Annotated in this window: 14 protein-coding genes; 8 read left to right on the top strand and 6 right to left on the bottom strand. The window is 72.9% G+C overall.

All coding sequences use genetic code 11. The annotated features are described in order from the left end of the window. Positions 1–2: 2 nt before the first annotated feature. Together ACH4KB_RS33400 and ACH4KB_RS33395 are read right to left on the bottom strand one after the other, a co-directional pair. Positions 3–1,385: an aldehyde dehydrogenase family protein gene (locus ACH4KB_RS33400; protein WP_398070077.1), complete on the bottom strand. Its 1,383-nt coding sequence runs from the start codon at positions 1,383–1,385 to the stop codon at positions 3–5. A gap of 27 nt (positions 1,386–1,412) precedes the next feature. Beyond that, entirely contained in the window at positions 1,413–2,777 is a 1,365-nt protein-coding gene (locus tag ACH4KB_RS33395; RefSeq protein WP_398070075.1) for a glutamine synthetase family protein, read from the bottom strand. Positions 2,778–2,928: 151 nt separating this feature from the next. Between ACH4KB_RS33395 and ACH4KB_RS33390 the strand changes: the two genes are divergently transcribed. The 3 genes from ACH4KB_RS33390 to ACH4KB_RS33380 all read left to right on the top strand — a co-directional run bounded on the left by ACH4KB_RS33390 (position 2,929) and on the right by ACH4KB_RS33380 (position 6,136). After that, on the top strand, positions 2,929–3,681 hold the full coding sequence (locus tag ACH4KB_RS33390; protein WP_398070188.1) for a FadR/GntR family transcriptional regulator: 753 nt from the start codon (positions 2,929–2,931) through the stop codon (positions 3,679–3,681). Positions 3,682–3,866: 185 nt separating this feature from the next. Further along, a complete protein-coding gene (gene eat, locus ACH4KB_RS33385) occupies positions 3,867–5,336 on the top strand; it encodes an ethanolamine permease (RefSeq protein WP_398070073.1) in 1,470 nt (489 codons plus the stop codon). A 50-nt stretch (positions 5,337–5,386) separates the two neighbouring features. Then, positions 5,387–6,136 carry a gamma-glutamyl-gamma-aminobutyrate hydrolase family protein gene (locus ACH4KB_RS33380; protein WP_398070071.1) on the top strand — a complete coding sequence of 250 codons (750 nt, stop codon included), beginning with the start codon at positions 5,387–5,389 and terminating at the stop codon, positions 6,134–6,136. Here ACH4KB_RS33380 and ACH4KB_RS33375 read toward each other — a convergent pair. The 3 genes from ACH4KB_RS33375 to ACH4KB_RS33365 form a co-directional block, all read right to left on the bottom strand. Then, a complete protein-coding gene (locus ACH4KB_RS33375; protein ID WP_398070069.1) occupies positions 6,039–6,797 on the bottom strand; it encodes a hypothetical protein in 759 nt (252 codons plus the stop codon). The two genes, ACH4KB_RS33380 and ACH4KB_RS33375, sit on opposite strands and share 98 nt — an antisense overlap. A 148-nt stretch (positions 6,798–6,945) precedes the next feature. Beyond that, positions 6,946–7,527 (bottom strand): TerD family protein, encoded by a 582-nt coding sequence (locus tag ACH4KB_RS33370; protein WP_007451990.1) that lies wholly within the window; start codon positions 7,525–7,527, stop codon positions 6,946–6,948. A gap of 70 nt (positions 7,528–7,597) precedes the next feature. Continuing rightward, positions 7,598–8,173: a TerD family protein gene (locus ACH4KB_RS33365; RefSeq protein ID WP_398070066.1), complete on the bottom strand. Its 576-nt coding sequence runs from the start codon at positions 8,171–8,173 to the stop codon at positions 7,598–7,600. A gap of 256 nt (positions 8,174–8,429) precedes the next feature. Here ACH4KB_RS33365 and ACH4KB_RS33360 point away from each other — a divergent pair, with 256 nt between their 5' ends. From ACH4KB_RS33360 to ACH4KB_RS33340, 5 genes are all read left to right on the top strand, one after another. Further along, positions 8,430–8,861: a BlaI/MecI/CopY family transcriptional regulator gene (locus ACH4KB_RS33360; protein WP_397923693.1), complete on the top strand. Its 432-nt coding sequence runs from the start codon at positions 8,430–8,432 to the stop codon at positions 8,859–8,861. 2 nt (positions 8,862–8,863) lie between these two features. Beyond that, a complete protein-coding gene (locus ACH4KB_RS33355; RefSeq protein ID WP_398070064.1) occupies positions 8,864–9,796 on the top strand; it encodes a M56 family metallopeptidase in 933 nt (310 codons plus the stop codon). A gap of 329 nt (positions 9,797–10,125) precedes the next feature. Continuing rightward, a complete protein-coding gene (locus tag ACH4KB_RS33350; protein WP_398070062.1) occupies positions 10,126–11,511 on the top strand; it encodes a hemolysin family protein in 1,386 nt (461 codons plus the stop codon). Continuing rightward, the gene (locus ACH4KB_RS33345; protein WP_398070060.1) at positions 11,508–12,545 is read left to right on the top strand and encodes a hemolysin family protein; all 1,038 of its coding nucleotides are present in this window, start codon (positions 11,508–11,510) and stop codon (positions 12,543–12,545) included. The genes ACH4KB_RS33350 and ACH4KB_RS33345 overlap by 4 nt, the downstream gene beginning before the upstream one ends. Before the next feature lie 9 nt (positions 12,546–12,554). Further along, entirely contained in the window at positions 12,555–13,331 is a 777-nt protein-coding gene (locus ACH4KB_RS33340; RefSeq protein ID WP_398070058.1) for a uracil-DNA glycosylase, read from the top strand. A gap of 75 nt (positions 13,332–13,406) precedes the next feature. On the opposite strand, the gene ACH4KB_RS33335 is transcribed toward ACH4KB_RS33340, so the two are convergent. Further along, complete coding sequence (locus ACH4KB_RS33335; protein WP_398070186.1) at positions 13,407–14,690, bottom strand: geranylgeranyl reductase family protein; 1,284 nt, start codon at positions 14,688–14,690, stop codon at positions 13,407–13,409. Between the last annotated feature and the right edge of the window lie 121 nt (positions 14,691–14,811).

Genomic DNA, 14,811 nt, shown 5'->3' with positions numbered 1-14,811 from the left:
GCTCAGGCCTCCGTGCTGATGAAGACGTTCTTGGTTTCGGTGAAGGCCGCCAGCGCGTCCGGGCCGAGCTCGCGGCCCAGGCCCGACTGCTTGTAGCCGCCGAAGGGTGTCGCATAGCGCACGCCGGCGTGCGAGTTGACGGAGAGATTGCCCGCCCGCAGCCCCTGGCTCACCCGCAGCGCGCGGCCGACGTCCCGGGTCCAGACCGAGCCGGCGAGGCCGTAGTCGGTGGCGTTGGCGAGGCGCAGCGCGTCCTGTTCGTCCTCGAACGGCAGGACCACGGCGACGGGCCCGAAGACCTCGTCGACCGCCACCGGCGCCTCGGGCGAGACCCCGGTGAGGACGGTCGGCGGGTACCAGAACCCGGGGCCCTCCGGGGCCGTTCCGAGGATGGCCCGTACGCCGTCGGCACCACGGTCGCCGTCGACGAAGCCCCGTACCCGGTCGAGCTGGAGCGCCGAGATCAGCGGACCCATCTGCGTCTTCTCGTCGGCCGGGTCGCCCACCACGACGGCGGACACGGCCGGGACGAGAGCAGCGAGGAAGCGGTCGTACACGGACCGCTCGACCAGGATCCGGGTGCGGGCGCAGCAGTCCTGACCGGCGTTGTCCAGGAAGGACATCGGCGCGGCCGCCGCGGCGGCCTCCACATCGGCGTCGGCGAAGACGACGTTGGGACTCTTGCCGCCCAGCTCCAGGGTGAGCCGTTTCACGCGCTCCGCGCAGCGGGTCATGATGTGCTTGCCGGTCCGGGTGGAGCCGGTGAACACGATCTTCGCGACGCCCGGGTGCTCGACCAGGGCGCTCCCGGCCACCGGCCCCTCGCCGGGCAGCACCTGGAAGAGACCCTCGGGAAGCCCGGCCTCCAGGGCGAGTTCGGCCAGCCGGAGAGCGGTCAGCGGTGTCGTCTCGGCGGGCTTGAGAAGGACGGCGTTGCCCGCCGCGAGGGCCGGGGCGAGACCCCAGGCGGCGATCGGCATCGGGAAGTTCCACGGGGCGATGACCCCGACGACGCCCAGCGGCTCCAGGACCGTGAAGTCGATGCCGCCCGCCACCGGGATCTGCCGGCCCAGGAGCCGTTCGGCACCGCCCGCGCCGTAGTCGAGGAGATCCCGTACGTTGCCGGCCTCCCACCGGGCGTTGCCGATGGTGTGTCCGGCCTCGCGGACCTCCAGGCGGGCCAGTTCCTCGATGTGTTCGTCGACGACGACGGCGAAGCGGCGCAGCAGCCGCGCCCGGTCGGCGGGCGCGGCGGCCGACCAGCGTCGCTGGGCGGCGGCGGCACGGGTGACGGCGGCGTCCACATCGGCGGCGGAAGCCGCCGGGACGGTGGCGATGACCTCGGCGGTCGCCGGGTCGAGGACGTCCAGGGTGGGATGTGACACGTACGGACCCCGATCGGGATGTGGTGGTCAGAGGCGTTCGAAGGAGCGGCGCAGTTCCCAGTCGGTCACCGCGGAGTCGTACGCGGTCAGTTCGACGCGGGCCATGTTCAGGTAGTGGGCGACGACCTCCTCGCCGAACGCCTCCTTGGCGATGGGGCTGGCCTCCCACAGCTCGGCGGCCTCGCGCAGGGTCGTCGGCACCCGGTCGTAGTCCCCGGTGTAGGCGTTGCCCGTACAGGCCTCGGGCAGCTCCAGCCCGTGCTCGACCCCGTACAGTCCGGCGGCGACCATTCCGGCGACGGCCAGGTGCGGGTTGACGTCGCCGCCGGGCAGCCGGTTCTCGAAGCGCATCGAGCGCCCGTGGCCGACGACCCGCAGGGCGCAGGTGCGGTTGTCGACGCCCCAGGCGACGGAGGTGGGGGCGAAGGAGCCGGGCTGGAAGCGTTTGTAGGAGTTGATGTTGGGCGCGTAGAGGAGGGAGAAGTCCCGCAGGGCGGCGAGCTGGCCGGCCAGGAAGTGCCGCATCAGCTCGGACATGCCGTCCTCGCCCTCGCCCGCCATCATGTTCGCGCCGTCCGCGTCGGTCAGCGAGAGGTGGATGTGGCAGGAGTTGCCCTCGCGCTCGTCGTACTTGGCCATGAACGTCAGCGAGACGCCCTCCTGGGCCGCGATCTCCTTGGCGCCCGTCTTGTAGACGGCGTGCTGGTCGCAGGTGGTGAGCGCCTCGTCGTAGCGGAAGACGATCTCGTGCTGGCCGGGATTGCACTCGCCCTTGGCGGATTCGACGGTCAGCCCGGCCCCCTGCATCTCGTTGCGGATCCGGCGCAGCAGCGGCTCGATGCGGCCGGTGCCGAGGATCGAGTAGTCGATGTTGTACTGGTTGGCCGGGGTCAGTCCGCGGTAGTCGCGGTCCCAGGCCTCCTCGTAACTGTCCCGGAAGACGATGAACTCCAGCTCCGTGCCGACCTGCGCCGTGTATCCGAGCTCCGCCAGCCGGTCGAGCTGGCGGCGCAGGATCTGGCGTGGGGCCGCCACCACCGGGCTGCCGTCGTGCCAGGCGAGATCCGCGATCAGCAGGGCGGTCCCCTCGTGCCAGGGGACGGGGCGCAGGGTGGCGGGATCCGGGACCATGCCGAAGTCGCCGTAGCCGTTCTCCCACGAGGACATCGCGTAGCCGTCGACGGTCCGCATCTCGGTGTCCACGGCCAGGAGGTAGTTGCAGCCCTCGGTGCCGTGCTCCAGCACCTCGTCGAGGAAGAACCCGGCCGCGAACCGCTTCCCCTGGAGCCGGCCCTGCATGTCCGGGAAGGCCAGCACCACGGTGTCCATCGACCCGTCCGCGACCCGTGAGCGGAGCTCGTCGACGCCGAGCGGGGGTGTGCGGTCTGCCACGGGATGCCTCCTTGGGTGAACCGGGAGGCTTAAGGTATGACAGGGAACCATTGCTTGGGAAGGGGATCGACCAGTGGCCGCGAGGAGCAGAGCGGATGACACCCGTCCGGCGGTAGAGGGGGCGGCAGCGGCAGAGATGGCAGCGGCAGAGATGGCGACGGCGGTCGACGCCGCCGGGGACGGGGGCGACGCCGCGACCGACAGGCTGGACTCCGTGCTGCGGCCCGTCCGCGCGGGCAACGGCTTCGAGGAGGCGCTGGAACAGCTCCTCCAGCTCCTGCGCCTCGGGCTGGTCCCGCCCGGCGAACGGCTCCCCTCCGAACGCGAGTTGGCCCAGCATCTGAGGATCAGCCGGGTCACGCTGCGCGAGGTCCTCAAGGTGCTCCAGGATCAGAGCATGGTCGAGAGCCGCCGGGGCCGCTACGGAGGAACGTTCGTCCTGCCGCGCACCGCGGCCCCCGGCGGCAGCGGCGAACTGCGCCGCCGCATCGCCGCCGTCGACGTGGAGGACACCCTGCGCTTCCGCGAGGTGCTGGAGGCCGGAGCGGCTGGCCTGTGCGCGGAAGGGCTCCCGGCGGACGGCGCGGCGAGGCTGCGGGCCGCGCTCGACGCGACGCGGGGCGCCAGGCTTGCGGACTACCGTCGCCAGGACACCCTGCTCCACCTCACGCTCGTCGAACTCTCCGGCTCCCGCACGCTCGCCGCGCAGTACGCCGCGGTCCGGGCCACCCTCAACGAACTGCTCGACTGCATCCCGCTGCTGGTGCGCAACCTGGAGCACTCCCAGCAGCAGCACGCGTCCGTCGTCGAGGCGGTGCTCGACCGGGACGCGGACGCGGCCCGCGAGATGATGCGCGAGCACTGCGGGGGGACGGCGGCCCTGCTGCGCGGCTTCCTGGCCTGAGCCTGAGCCCGGGCCCGGACCGGAGCTGAGGCGGGTCCCCGCATGGCGGCGCGGGCGTCGAATCCGTAACCACTCTTTAACGCACGCCCCTTGCTATTCGCTCCCCCGTTCCACAAAGGTGTGCCGACAAACCTTTGATCGAAGCAGTTCCAACGATGACGTAGACGCACACATCTGGAGCGCTCATGGCTCAGGGAACCGAATCACCCGCCGGACCACCCGGTGACGCGAGCCCGGAGGTGTCCGGCACGGACGCGTATCTGCACCGCAGGACCCTGCGCCGGGGCAGTGCCGGCTGGCTCCTGCTGACCGGGCTCGGCGTCGCCTACGTCGTCTCCGGCGATTTCTCCGGCTGGAACATCGGCCTCTCCAAGGGCGGCTTCGGCGGACTCGCCGTCGCCATGGTCCTGATGGGCGTCATGTACGCGTGTCTGGTCTTCGCGCTGGCCGAACTCTCCGCCATCCTGCCCACGGCGGGCGGCGGCTACGGCTTCGCCCGCCGGGCGCTCGGCACCTGGGGCGGCTTCCTCACCGGCACGGCCATCCTCATCGAGTACATCCTCGCGCCCACCGCGATCGCGCTGTTCATCGGCGACTACGTCGAATCGCTCGGCCTGTTCGGCCTCACCTCCGGCTGGCCCGTCTACCTCGCCTGCTTCGCGATCTTCATCGGCATCCACCTCTGGGGAGTCGGCGAGGCGCTCCGCTTCAGCCTGGTGGTGACCGCCATCGCGGTGGCCGCGCTGCTGATCTTCGCCATCGGCGCGTTCACCGAGTTCGACGCGGGCCGCCTCAACGACATCCCGGCGGACCCCTCCGCCTTCGGCTCCTCCTCCTGGCTGCCGTTCGGACTCCTCGGGATCTGGGCGGCCTTCCCCTTCGGCATGTGGTTCTTCCTCGGCGTGGAGGGCGTGCCGCTCGCCGCCGAGGAGGCCAAGGACCCGGTCCGCTCGATGCCCAAGGCCCTGGCCATCTCCCTCGCCGTGCTGGTCCTCCTGGCCGTCATCACCTTCATCTCCGCCACCGGCGCCCAGGGGGCCGACGCCATCAAGGAGGCCGGGAACCCGCTCGTGGTGGCCCTGCAAGGAACCGGTGAGCCGACCGCCCTGAGCCGCTTCGTGAACTACGCGGGCCTCGCCGGACTGGTGGCCTCCTTCTTCTCCCTGATCTTCGCCGGATCCCGCCAGCTGTTCGCCCTCTCCCGGGCCGGCTACCTGCCGCGCTTCCTCTCGCTGACCAACCGCCGCAAGTCCCCCTACCTCGGCCTGCTGATCCCCGGAATCATCGGGTTCACGCTCGCCGCCTGGAGCGGCGACGGCGGCCGGATGCTGAACGTCGCCGTCTTCGGCGCCACGATCAGCTACGCCCTCATGGCCCTCTCCCACCTGGTGCTGCGCCGCCGCGAACCGGAGCTGCCGCGCCCCTACCGCACCCCCGGCGGCGCGCTCACCTCGTCCGTGGCCTTCGTTCTGGCATGTTCGGCCCTGGTGGCGACCTTCCTGGTGGACCGCGACGCGGCGTTCATCGCGCTGGGCGTGTACGCGGTGGCGCTGGCCTACTTCGCCTTCTACAGCCGTCACCGGCTGGTCGCGGGGGCCCCGGAGGAGGAGTTCGCCGCACTGGCGGCGGCCGAGGCCGAACTCGCCCGCGACTGAGCCCCGCACCCCTTCCGCCCCTTGCCCCGATCCAACGAGGAGTACGTTCCATGTCCCGGCCCGTCATCGGCATCAGCACCTATCAGGACCCGGCCCGCTGGGGTGTGTGGGAGATGCCCGCGGTGCTGCTGCCCGCCGGTTATCCCCGCCTCGTCCGGGCGGCGGGCGGGCTCGCCGTGCTGCTGCCGCCCGACGACGCGCGGGACGCGGCCCGGGACACCGTCGCCGCCCTCGACGGGCTGGTGATCGCCGGGGGAGCGGACGTCGAACCGGCGCGCTACGGGGCGGTCGCCGATCCCCGTACCGGTCCCCCGGCCCGCGAACGCGACGCCTGGGAGCTGGCGTTGATCCGGGCGGCCATCGAAGGGGAGGTTCCGCTGCTCGGCATCTGCCGGGGCATGCAGCTGCTGAACGTGGCCCTCGGCGGCACCCTGCACCAGCACCTGGACGACCACACCGGCGGCCCCGGCGTCTTCGGCAGCCACCCGGTGACCCCCGTGCCCGGCACCGTGTACGCGGACGCCGTCCCGGAGACCACCGTGGTGCCCGCCTACCACCACCAGGCGGTCGACCGGCTCGGCGGCGGCCTGGTGGCCACTGCCCACGCCCCCGACGGGACCGTGGAGGCCCTGGAACTCCCCGGGCACGGGAGCCTGGTGCTCGGGGTGCAGTGGCACCCGGAGATGGGCGAGGACACCCGGGTCATGGCCGCCCTGGTCCGGGCGGCCGGGGTGCGGTCCCGCCGGATCCCTCGAACCCCGGTCCGGAGAAGTCGGGCCCCGCGTACGCCGGTGAGCTGAAACGGGAGCCGTGGCCACCGCCCGCACCCGGCGTGGGCGTCGCCGCACCGGCCAGCTCCTGGAGGAGGAACGGCCTGATCCCCCGGTCGCGCAGCGCCGCGAGCCAGGCCTCACGGGCGTCCTCGACGTCGGGGAACCGGTCGGGCACGGCCGCCGTGCCGTCCGCCGACTGCCTCGCCGCCGTGCGGTACAGGGCGACGGCGCTGACCAGGGCCGTGACCGCCGCGACCACCAGACTGAACCAGCCGACGCCGACGAGGGTGCCCGCCAGGGAAGACAGGGCGCCGGCGAGTCGCAGACCGTAGCCCAGCAGCAGGAAGGTCGCCGCTGCCACGGCGGCGAGCACCGGCGTCAGCACCCCGAGGACGGCCAGCACCCCGGCCCCCGGCCGCTCCTGATCGCCCGGTCCGGAGAGTGGCGGGCTTCCGGCGTTCTGCCGTCCGCCCCGGGCGCGCCGCCGCAGGGCCGCGTACCGCCGGTACTCGGCGTCAGCCGCGGGCGTCGTGCGTGCCACGGCCGCCAGGCCCCGGACGCGCAGCCGGCCGCCGGGGACTCCCGAGCGTTCGAGCAGCCGTTGGATCTCCGGGGAGGCGATCACCTCGTCGAGTGCGCGTCCGTAGTCGGAGCTGTCCTCGTCCCCGAGCCGGGTAGGTCTGCCCATGCTGTCCCTCGGTCGACACAGGTGTGCCGACACCTGTGTGGTGGGTGTTGCGCCACCGCACCGCGGGGGCGCGCACGTGCCGCGTGCGCACCTCCGCGGCTGTCCGGTGAGGCGTTCGAAGCGTGCTGGAAGGGTGTTCCGGAAGGATCTAGAGGTGCTGCGCGACCGCGGGCATGAGGTCCTGGAAGGTCCGCCCGTCCGCCGGCGCGCCGATCGCGGTCATCTGCCAGCCCGAGCCGGACCGCTGGACCTTGGCCATGATCTGGGCGGTGTGCCGCCCGCCGCCGGTCAGGGTGTACCGGGCCAGCTCCTGGCCGTTGCTCTCGTCGACCAGGCGGCAGAACGCCGCCTCGACCTCCTCGAAGGTCTGACCGGTGAAGGAGTTCACCGTGAAGACGATCTGGTCCACATGGACCGGCACGCGCCGCAGGTCGACGACGATGGACTCGTCGTCCCCGCCCTGGCCCGCCCCGCCGACCCGGTTGTCCCCGGTGTGCTGGACCGAACCGTCGTCACTGGTCAGGTGCTGGAAGAAGACCACGTCCTGCGGGGCCTGGCCCGCGAAGAGCACCGCCGAGGCGTCCAGGTCGATCTCGCGAGCGGTCAGCCGCGCCAGAAAGCCCTTACGGGGAGCGGACTTCCAGCCCAGTCCCATCCGTACGACACCGAGCTCGCCGCCGCCGGACTTGGTGAGGCTGACCTGCTGGCCCTTGGTGAGGTTGATCGTCATCGTTCCGCCTTCGGTGACTGGGTGACTGGGGTGACTACGGTAGGGCGTGCGCCTCAGGGATCCCGACGGCTCAGAGGCTGACGCCGAAATCGGCGACGATGCCGCCGAGGCCGGAGGCGTAACCCTGCCCGACCGCGCGGAACTTCCACTCGGCGCCGTGCCGGTACAGCTCGCCGAAGACCATCGCGGTCTCGGTGGAGGCGTCCTCGCTCAGGTCGTAGCGGGCGATCTCCGCGCCGCCCGCCTGGTTCACCACCCGGATGTACGCGTTGCGCACCTGGCCGAAGCTCTGCCCCCGGCTCTCCGCGTCGTGGATCGAGACCGGGAACACGATCTTCGCGACGGTCGCGGGCACCGAGGCGAGGTCGACCTTGACGATCTCGTCGTCGCCCTCGCCCTCACCGGTGAGGTTGTCGCCGGTGTGCTCGACCGACCCGTCGGGGCTCTTGAGGTTGTTGTAGAAGACGAAGTGCTCGTTGGAGAGCACCCTGCCCGCCTCGTCGCAGAGCAGCGCGCTCGCGTCCAGGTCGTAGTCGGTGCCGGTGGTCGTGCGGACGTCCCAGCCGAGACCGACGAGGACCGCGGTCAGCCCCGGGGCCTCCTTGCTCAGCGAGACGTTTCCGCCCTTGGCGAGGCTCACGCCCATGATGTTCTCCCTTGTGCGGTGACAGGTGTTCACGCGCTGGCGGCCACGCCACGGGTGAGGGCGCGGACACTCTGCGACTACGAGAAAATCTACAGCACTGTAGATTTCCGGGGCCAGGCGGTGTTCGGCCCGCCCCGGCCGGTCGCCGGTACCTCCGCCGGCTGGATACGATTTCCCGACGCCCGGCAGGCGGAACGCCACGGCCGGGCGACCGAACGGAGAAGCCGGGCGGACGGACGGAAAGAGGGGTCGGGCCGTGGACGCCGAAGGAGCCGGTGGCGAGCGGGAATCACCCGCCCGCAGGCGTGGCCAGGGCGAGCTGGAGGCCCAGGTGCTGTCGGTGCTGGGCGGGGCGAGCGAGCCGGTGACCGCCGCCTGGGTGCTGGAACGGCTCGGCGCGGGCCTGTCGTACAGCACCGTCATCACGATCCTGACGCGTCTGCACGCCAAGCAGGCGGTCACGCGCACCGGACGGGGCCGCCCCGTCCTGTGGGAGCCCGTGGCGAACGAGGCGGGGCTCGCCGCCCTGCGCATGCGCCGGCTCCTCGACAAGCAGAGCGACCGGGACGCGGTGCTCTCCAGCTTCGTCTCCGTCCTCTCCTCGCACGACGAGGAGCTGCTGCGGGCCCTGCTCGCCGAGAGCGGTCCCGACGACACCGGAACGCCCTCGGACCGGCCGGAGCGCTGACGATGGGCGTCTTCGTCTACCTGCCCCTCGTGCTGCCCCTGACCGCGTTGCCGATCGCGCGCCTGGCCGAACAGCACCTGCACCCCCGCAGGGCCGCCCGGCTGCTGACCACCGCCGCCGTGATCCTCGCCTCCTGCAGCCTGGTCTGTCTCGGACTGCTGGTGGTGGTGGGCACGGCCCAGCTGCCCGGCAACCCGCTGCCCGACGGCTGGTCCGACGCCGAGGTCCGTGACGCCGTGCCGCACGACGCGTTCGCGGGCAAGGCGTCCATCCTCGCGCTCGTCGTCGTGACGGCGGCCTGCGGATTCACCGTCCGCCGCCACTACCGCTTCCGGGCGCGGGCCCGTCGGACGCTCGCGGGCCTGCCGGGCGGCGACGTCGCCGTGCTGCCCGACGACGTCCCGTACGCCTACGCGCTCCCCGGCTCCCCGGGGCGGGTGATGGTCTCCACGGCGCTGCTCGCCTCCCTCGAACCGGCCGAGCGCCGGGCGTTGTTCGCCCATGAGCGCGCCCATCTGGCGGGACGCCACCACCGGTTGCTGCTCGCGACCCGGCTGGCCGGCTGCGTCAATCCGCTGCTGTGGCCGCTGCTCGGCGCCCTGGTCTACAGCACGGAGCGCTGGGCGGACGAGGAGGCGGCCCGGGTCACCGGCGACCGCCGGCTGACCGCACGCGCGGTCGGCAAGGCGGCGCTCGTCTCCCGCCCGGTGCCCGGCGGCACGGCCTTCGCCGCCTTCGCCGCGGCGGGGCCCGTGCCGCGACGGGTGGCGGCGCTCCTGGGCCCGGTACCGCCGGACCGGGGCTGGCCCCCCGCCCTCACCCCGGCCGGCATCGCCGCGCTCGTCGCCGCGGCCGGGACGACCGTCTCCGCGCTGTCCGCGCTGAACGCGGCCGTCGCACTGTTCCTCGTCCTGGAGGCGGCGACACCGCTGTAGCCCGGGGCCCCTCGGGCGGGGCGGGCACCCGGTCCGGAGCCGCGAAAGAGCGCCCCGACACCTGTCGCTACAGGGTTGTAGAGTTCATCAGTCGCGGAACGCGGGCCCCGTCGACGGCGGTTCCTCACCCGCCCGGCATGCAGAATCATGCCCGGGTGCTCACCTCCCGCCGGAGTGCGTCCCACTCGAACCCATGGCTGGAGAACCCAGCCGGACAGGAGCCACGCGTTGTCCGCCAGTCCGGGCCCCTCGGGGCCCGACCCCCACAGTCACCGACCCGCGGCCCCGGGCAGAGCCGCCCGCCGCCTTCCGCGCGGGAGGGGTGACCGATGACCTCCGCCCTGCTCGGCCTGCTGGCCGTGTTCGTCCTCACCGCCGGGACCGGCTACTTCGTGGCCCAGGAGTTCGCGTACGTCTCCGCGGACCGGCTGACCCTCGGCCGGGAGGCAGCCGCCGGGGACAAGAGGGCCGCCCGTGCCGTGAAGGTGCTGGAGCGGCTCTCCTTCATGCTGTCCGGCGCACAGCTCGGCATCACCGTCACGGGACTCGTCGTCGGCTTCCTCGCGGAGCCGTCCGTCTCCGCCCTCCTGCGGCCCGCCCTGAGCGGCACCGGCCTCTCCGACGGGCTCGTGTCGGGCATCTCCGTGGCGCTGTCGTTCGTGGTGGCGACCGTCATCCAGATGGTCCTCGGCGAACTCGCCCCCAAGAACCTCGCCCTGGCCGTGCCCGAGAGCATGGCGAAGTCCCTCGCCTCCTCCACCCTGATCTACCTGCGGATCGTCGGCCCCGTGGTCCACGTCTTCGACGGCGTCGCCAACCGGCTGCTGCGCCGCATCGGCATCGAACCGGTCGAGGAGCTCCACCACGGCGCGACCCTGGAGGAGCTGGGTCACCTCGTCGGTGAATCCCGCGAACAGGGCGAACTCCCGGCCGCCACGGCCGAACTCATGGACCACGCGCTGGAGTTCTCCGAGCGGAACCTGGGCGAGGTGATGATCCCGCGCGCCGACGTGGCGTTCGTCCGCCGGGACGCCCTCGCGGCCGAGGCGGTCGAGCTGATCGCCCGGCACGGGCACTCCAACTACCCGGTGCTCGGCGACCACCCGGACGATCCCGCCGGAGTCCTCGGCGTGCGGGAGCTGATGCGGCTGCCCGCGGCCGACGTCGGGCGCACCACCGTCGGCTCCCTGGCCCGCCGTCCCCTCCTGCTGCCGGAGCTCCTCAGGCTCCCGGCGGCGGTCGCGCAGATGCGCGAGCGCGACGACGAGTTCGCCGTCGTCCTCGACGAGCACGGCGGTCTGGCCGGGATCGTCACGTACGAGGACATCGCCGAGGAACTCGTCGGGGACATCGCCGACGAGTCCGACACCGTCGTCGAGCTCGCGGTCGCCGACGGCTCCGGCTGGATCGTGGACGCGGGCCGCCGCCTCGACGAGATCGAGGAGGCCACCGGCGTCGCACTGCCCCAGGAGAGCGAGGACTACGACACTCTGGCCGGGCTGATCATCGACCGGCTCGGACGCTTTCCCACCGTGGGCGACCGGCTCACCGCCGGCGCGGTCCGGATCGAGGTGCGCACCCTGGACCGGCACGTCGCCGAGTACGTCCGCGTCGAACCCACCGAACCCACCGAATCCACCGAACGTGTCGGACCCACAGGGCCTACCGGACCCACAGGGCCTACCGGACCCACTGGACAGGAGCCGCAGGCATGAGCTTCCCCATGGCGCTCTTCGTGACGGTCCTCCTCCTCATCGGCAGCGGATTCTTCGTCGCCGCCGAATTCGCCCTGGTCGCCTCCAAGCGACACCGTATGGAACAGGCCGCCGCCCGGGGGCAGCGCGGGGCCAGAGCCGCGCTCGACGGGATGCGCGAGTTGTCGCTGATGCTCGCCGGAGCCCAGCTCGGCATCACCATCTGCACCCTGGGCCTGGGCTCCGTTTCCAAGCCCGCGATCTCCCACGAGCTGGACCCTCTGCTGGAGCGGCTCGGACTGCCCGCGGCCCTCAGCTACGGCATCGCCTTCGCGCTGGCGATGATCGTCGTCGTCTTCCTCCATATGGTGGTCGGCGAAATGGCCCCGAAATCCTGGGCCATCGCCCACCCGGAGCGCTCCGCGATGCTGCTGAGCCCCGCCTTCCGCGCCGTCGTGGGCGCCGTGCGCCCGCTGATCCGGCTGCTGAACGCGATCAGCAACGCCCTCGTGCGGCTGTGCCGGGTCACCCCGCGCGACGAACTCGCCTCGGTGCACAACCGCGACCAGCTCACCCACCTGATCGAGGAGTCCGAGCGCCTCGGGCTGATCAGCAAGGGCGACTCCGGACTGATGACCAGGTCCCTGACCGAGCCGGGGACCCCGGTCTCCGTGCTCCGGACCCCCGTGGAGCGGATCGCGACGGTCCCGGCGGACGCCGGACTCGACCGGATCCTGGCCACCGCCGCCGAGGCCGACCGCACCCGCCTGCTGGTACGCGACGGGGAGGAGATCCTCGGATCGGTGCACGCCCGGGACGCCCTCGTGGCCCGCGCCGGAGGCCGGGACGTCCTCGCCCGCGACCTGGCCCGCCCCGTCCCGGAACTGGCCCCGGACGCGACCGCGGCACACGCGGTGGAGCAGTTGCGCGAGCGGAGGGCCACGATCGCCGTCGTACGCGACGGGGAGGGCGGGCTCACCGGACTGGTGAGCCTGGACGACCTGCTCGCCCGGCTGCTGCATCCCCCGACGGCACCGCGGCAGGCCGGGAAGTAGCGTGGAGGCATGGACGAGGCGGCGGACCCGGTGGCGGCGGCCGACGACCGGGGATTCCCGGCGCGGCACGCGCCCTCGTGCACCGGGCTCGCCGAACTCGACGCCCTCGTTCCCCACTGCCGGGCCTGTCCGCGGCTCGTGGCCTGGCGCGAGGAGGTCGGCGAGGTCAAGCGCGCCGCTTTCCGGGACCAGGACTACTGGGCACGACCGGTGCCGGGCTTCGGCCCGGCCGATGCCAGGGTGGCGGTGGTGGGGCTCGCGCCCGCGGCCCACGGCGGCAACAGGACCGGGCGGATGTTCACCGGTGACGCGACCGGCGACTTCCTCTTCTCCGCGCTGCACACGGTGGGCCTCGCCTCGCAGCCGTCGTCGGTCCACGCCGAGGACGGGCTCCGTCTGCGGGGCGTGCGACTGACCTCGCCCGTGCACTGCGCGCCTCCGGAGAACCGGCCGACCCCCGGGGAACGCGACACCTGTCGTCCCTGGCTCGCGGCGGAGCTGGACCTGCTGAGTCCGGGGCTGACCGCGGTGGTCGTCCTCGGAGGCTTCGGCTGGCAGGCGCTGCTTCCGGTCCTCGCGGAGGCGGGGTGGGAGGTTCCGCGTCCGCGCCCCGTCTTCGGTCATGGCGCCCGGGTCGTGCTGCCCGCCACCGGGCGTCGACAGGCGTTGCACCTGCTGGGCAGCTACCACCCCAGCCAGCGCAACACCTTCACGGGCCGGCTGACCATGCCCATGCTGGTCGACGTGCTCCAGGAGGCAGCCACTGTCGGCGGGATCGCCACCTGAGCCGGCCCGGACGTCCGGCCCCGTCGCGGGTCCGCGTCTCCCGTCCGCGTCGCCCGTCCTTCGCCCACCGTCCCGTCAGCGCTTCCGGGCCACCCGCCCCGCCGGCCCCGGCCTCGGGGCGGGGACGAGCCGGAACGCCGTGTTGAGGACGTGGTCGATCACATCGCGCGAGGGCTTGTCCGTCAGGTCGGTGAGCAGCCGGGCCAGCGTGTCGAGGAGGAACGGCGATCCCATGACGTACCGGTTGAGCACCGGCTGGAAGCCCGAACGGCTGAAGATCAGGTCGGCGGCGGCGTTGCCGAGGCGGTAGTAGCGGCCCCAGCGGCGGTTCATCTCCACCGGGTAGCCGCGCAGCACCTGTTCGCGGCGGGGCCCCCGGGGGTGGGCCAGGGCGAGGGCCGCGGTCTCGGCTGCGACCTCGCCCGCCTCCATCGCCTGGGCGATGCCCTCGCCGTTCCAGGGGCTGACCATCCCGCCGGAGTCGCCCACCAGCAGCAGCCCGCGCGCGTACAGCGGATGGCGGTTGAAGCCGAGCGGCAGGGCGGCGCTGCGGACCGGGCCCTCCGCGTTCCCCTCGTGCAGCCCCCACTCCTCCGGGGTCCGGGCCAGCCACTGGTCCAGGGTGGCGCGCAGGTCCGCCTTGCCGTGCCGCCGGTGGGGGAGCGCCCCGAGCCCGACGTTGACCCGGCCGTCGCCCATCGGGAAGATCCAGCCGTAGCCGGGAAGGTACGGGCCCCCGTCCGGGAAGCGGAGGTCGGCCCACAGCTCCAGGTACTCCTCCTGGGAGCGTTCGGGGCTGCGGTAGTAGCGCCGGGCGGCCGTCGCGATCTGCCGCCGGGGGTCCCGCTCAAGACCCAGCGCCAGGGCGAGGCGGGCGGAGGCCCCGTCGGCGGCGATGACGACCGGCGCGCGGAAGTCGACCGGCTCGGGTACGTCCGGGGAGTCCGTGGACGCGACGACCCCCGTGACCCGGCCCGCCCGGTCCGTCAGCGGGCGCTCCGCCTTCCAGCCGCTGTACAGCCGGGCCCCTGCCGCCACGGCATGCCGGGCCAGGATGTCGTCGAAGTCGTGCCGGCTGCGGGAGAGCCCGAAGTCCGGATAGCGGCCCAGCGCGGGCCAGTCGATGTGCACGCGGTGCTCACCGGCCACCCAGCGCATACCGCGCGAACGGGTCCAGCCCGGTGCGGTGATGTCGACGCCCATCCGGATGAGCTGGTGCACCGCGCGCGGGGTGAGGCCGTCGCCGCACACCTTCTCCCGGGGGAAGCGGGCCTTCTCCAGGAGGATCACGTCCACTCCGGCCCGCGCCAGGTGGTACGCGGCCGAGGAGCCGGCCGGCCCCGCCCCCACCACGATCACCTGGGCGTCCTCTCCCGTACGGGACGCCTCCCGCGCCTCTTCCGTACGCGGCGCCTCCCGCGCCTCTCCCGTACGGGGAGTCTCCCGCTGGGCTCCCGCACGGGAAGTCTCCCGCGCCTCT

This window comes from Streptomyces sp. NPDC017520, from assembly GCF_044329855.1.
Lineage (GTDB): Bacteria > Actinomycetota > Actinomycetes > Streptomycetales > Streptomycetaceae > Streptomyces.
This window is presented reverse-complemented; position numbering and strand designations above follow the sequence as displayed.

What these genes read in the sequence shown, in the direction of transcription:
- ACH4KB_RS33350 (WP_398070062.1), top strand. Translation starts at nt 10,126, where the DNA reads ATGACCTCCGCCCTGCTCGGCCTGCTGGCCGTGTTCGTCCTCACCGCC.
- ACH4KB_RS33345 (WP_398070060.1), top strand. Translation starts at nt 11,508, where the DNA reads ATGAGCTTCCCCATGGCGCTCTTCGTGACGGTCCTCCTCCTCATCGGC.
- eat (WP_398070073.1), top strand. Translation starts at nt 3,867, where the DNA reads ATGGCTCAGGGAACCGAATCACCCGCCGGACCACCCGGTGACGCGAGC.
- ACH4KB_RS33390 (WP_398070188.1), top strand. Translation starts at nt 2,929, where the DNA reads ATGGCGACGGCGGTCGACGCCGCCGGGGACGGGGGCGACGCCGCGACC.
- ACH4KB_RS33355 (WP_398070064.1), top strand. Translation starts at nt 8,864, where the DNA reads ATGGGCGTCTTCGTCTACCTGCCCCTCGTGCTGCCCCTGACCGCGTTG.
- ACH4KB_RS33380 (WP_398070071.1), top strand. Translation starts at nt 5,387, where the DNA reads ATGTCCCGGCCCGTCATCGGCATCAGCACCTATCAGGACCCGGCCCGC.
- ACH4KB_RS33375 (WP_398070069.1), bottom strand. Translation starts at nt 6,797, where the DNA reads ATGGGCAGACCTACCCGGCTCGGGGACGAGGACAGCTCCGACTACGGA.
- ACH4KB_RS33370 (WP_007451990.1), bottom strand. Translation starts at nt 7,527, where the DNA reads ATGACGATCAACCTCACCAAGGGCCAGCAGGTCAGCCTCACCAAGTCC.
- ACH4KB_RS33365 (WP_398070066.1), bottom strand. Translation starts at nt 8,173, where the DNA reads ATGGGCGTGAGCCTCGCCAAGGGCGGAAACGTCTCGCTGAGCAAGGAG.
- ACH4KB_RS33340 (WP_398070058.1), top strand. Translation starts at nt 12,555, where the DNA reads ATGGACGAGGCGGCGGACCCGGTGGCGGCGGCCGACGACCGGGGATTC.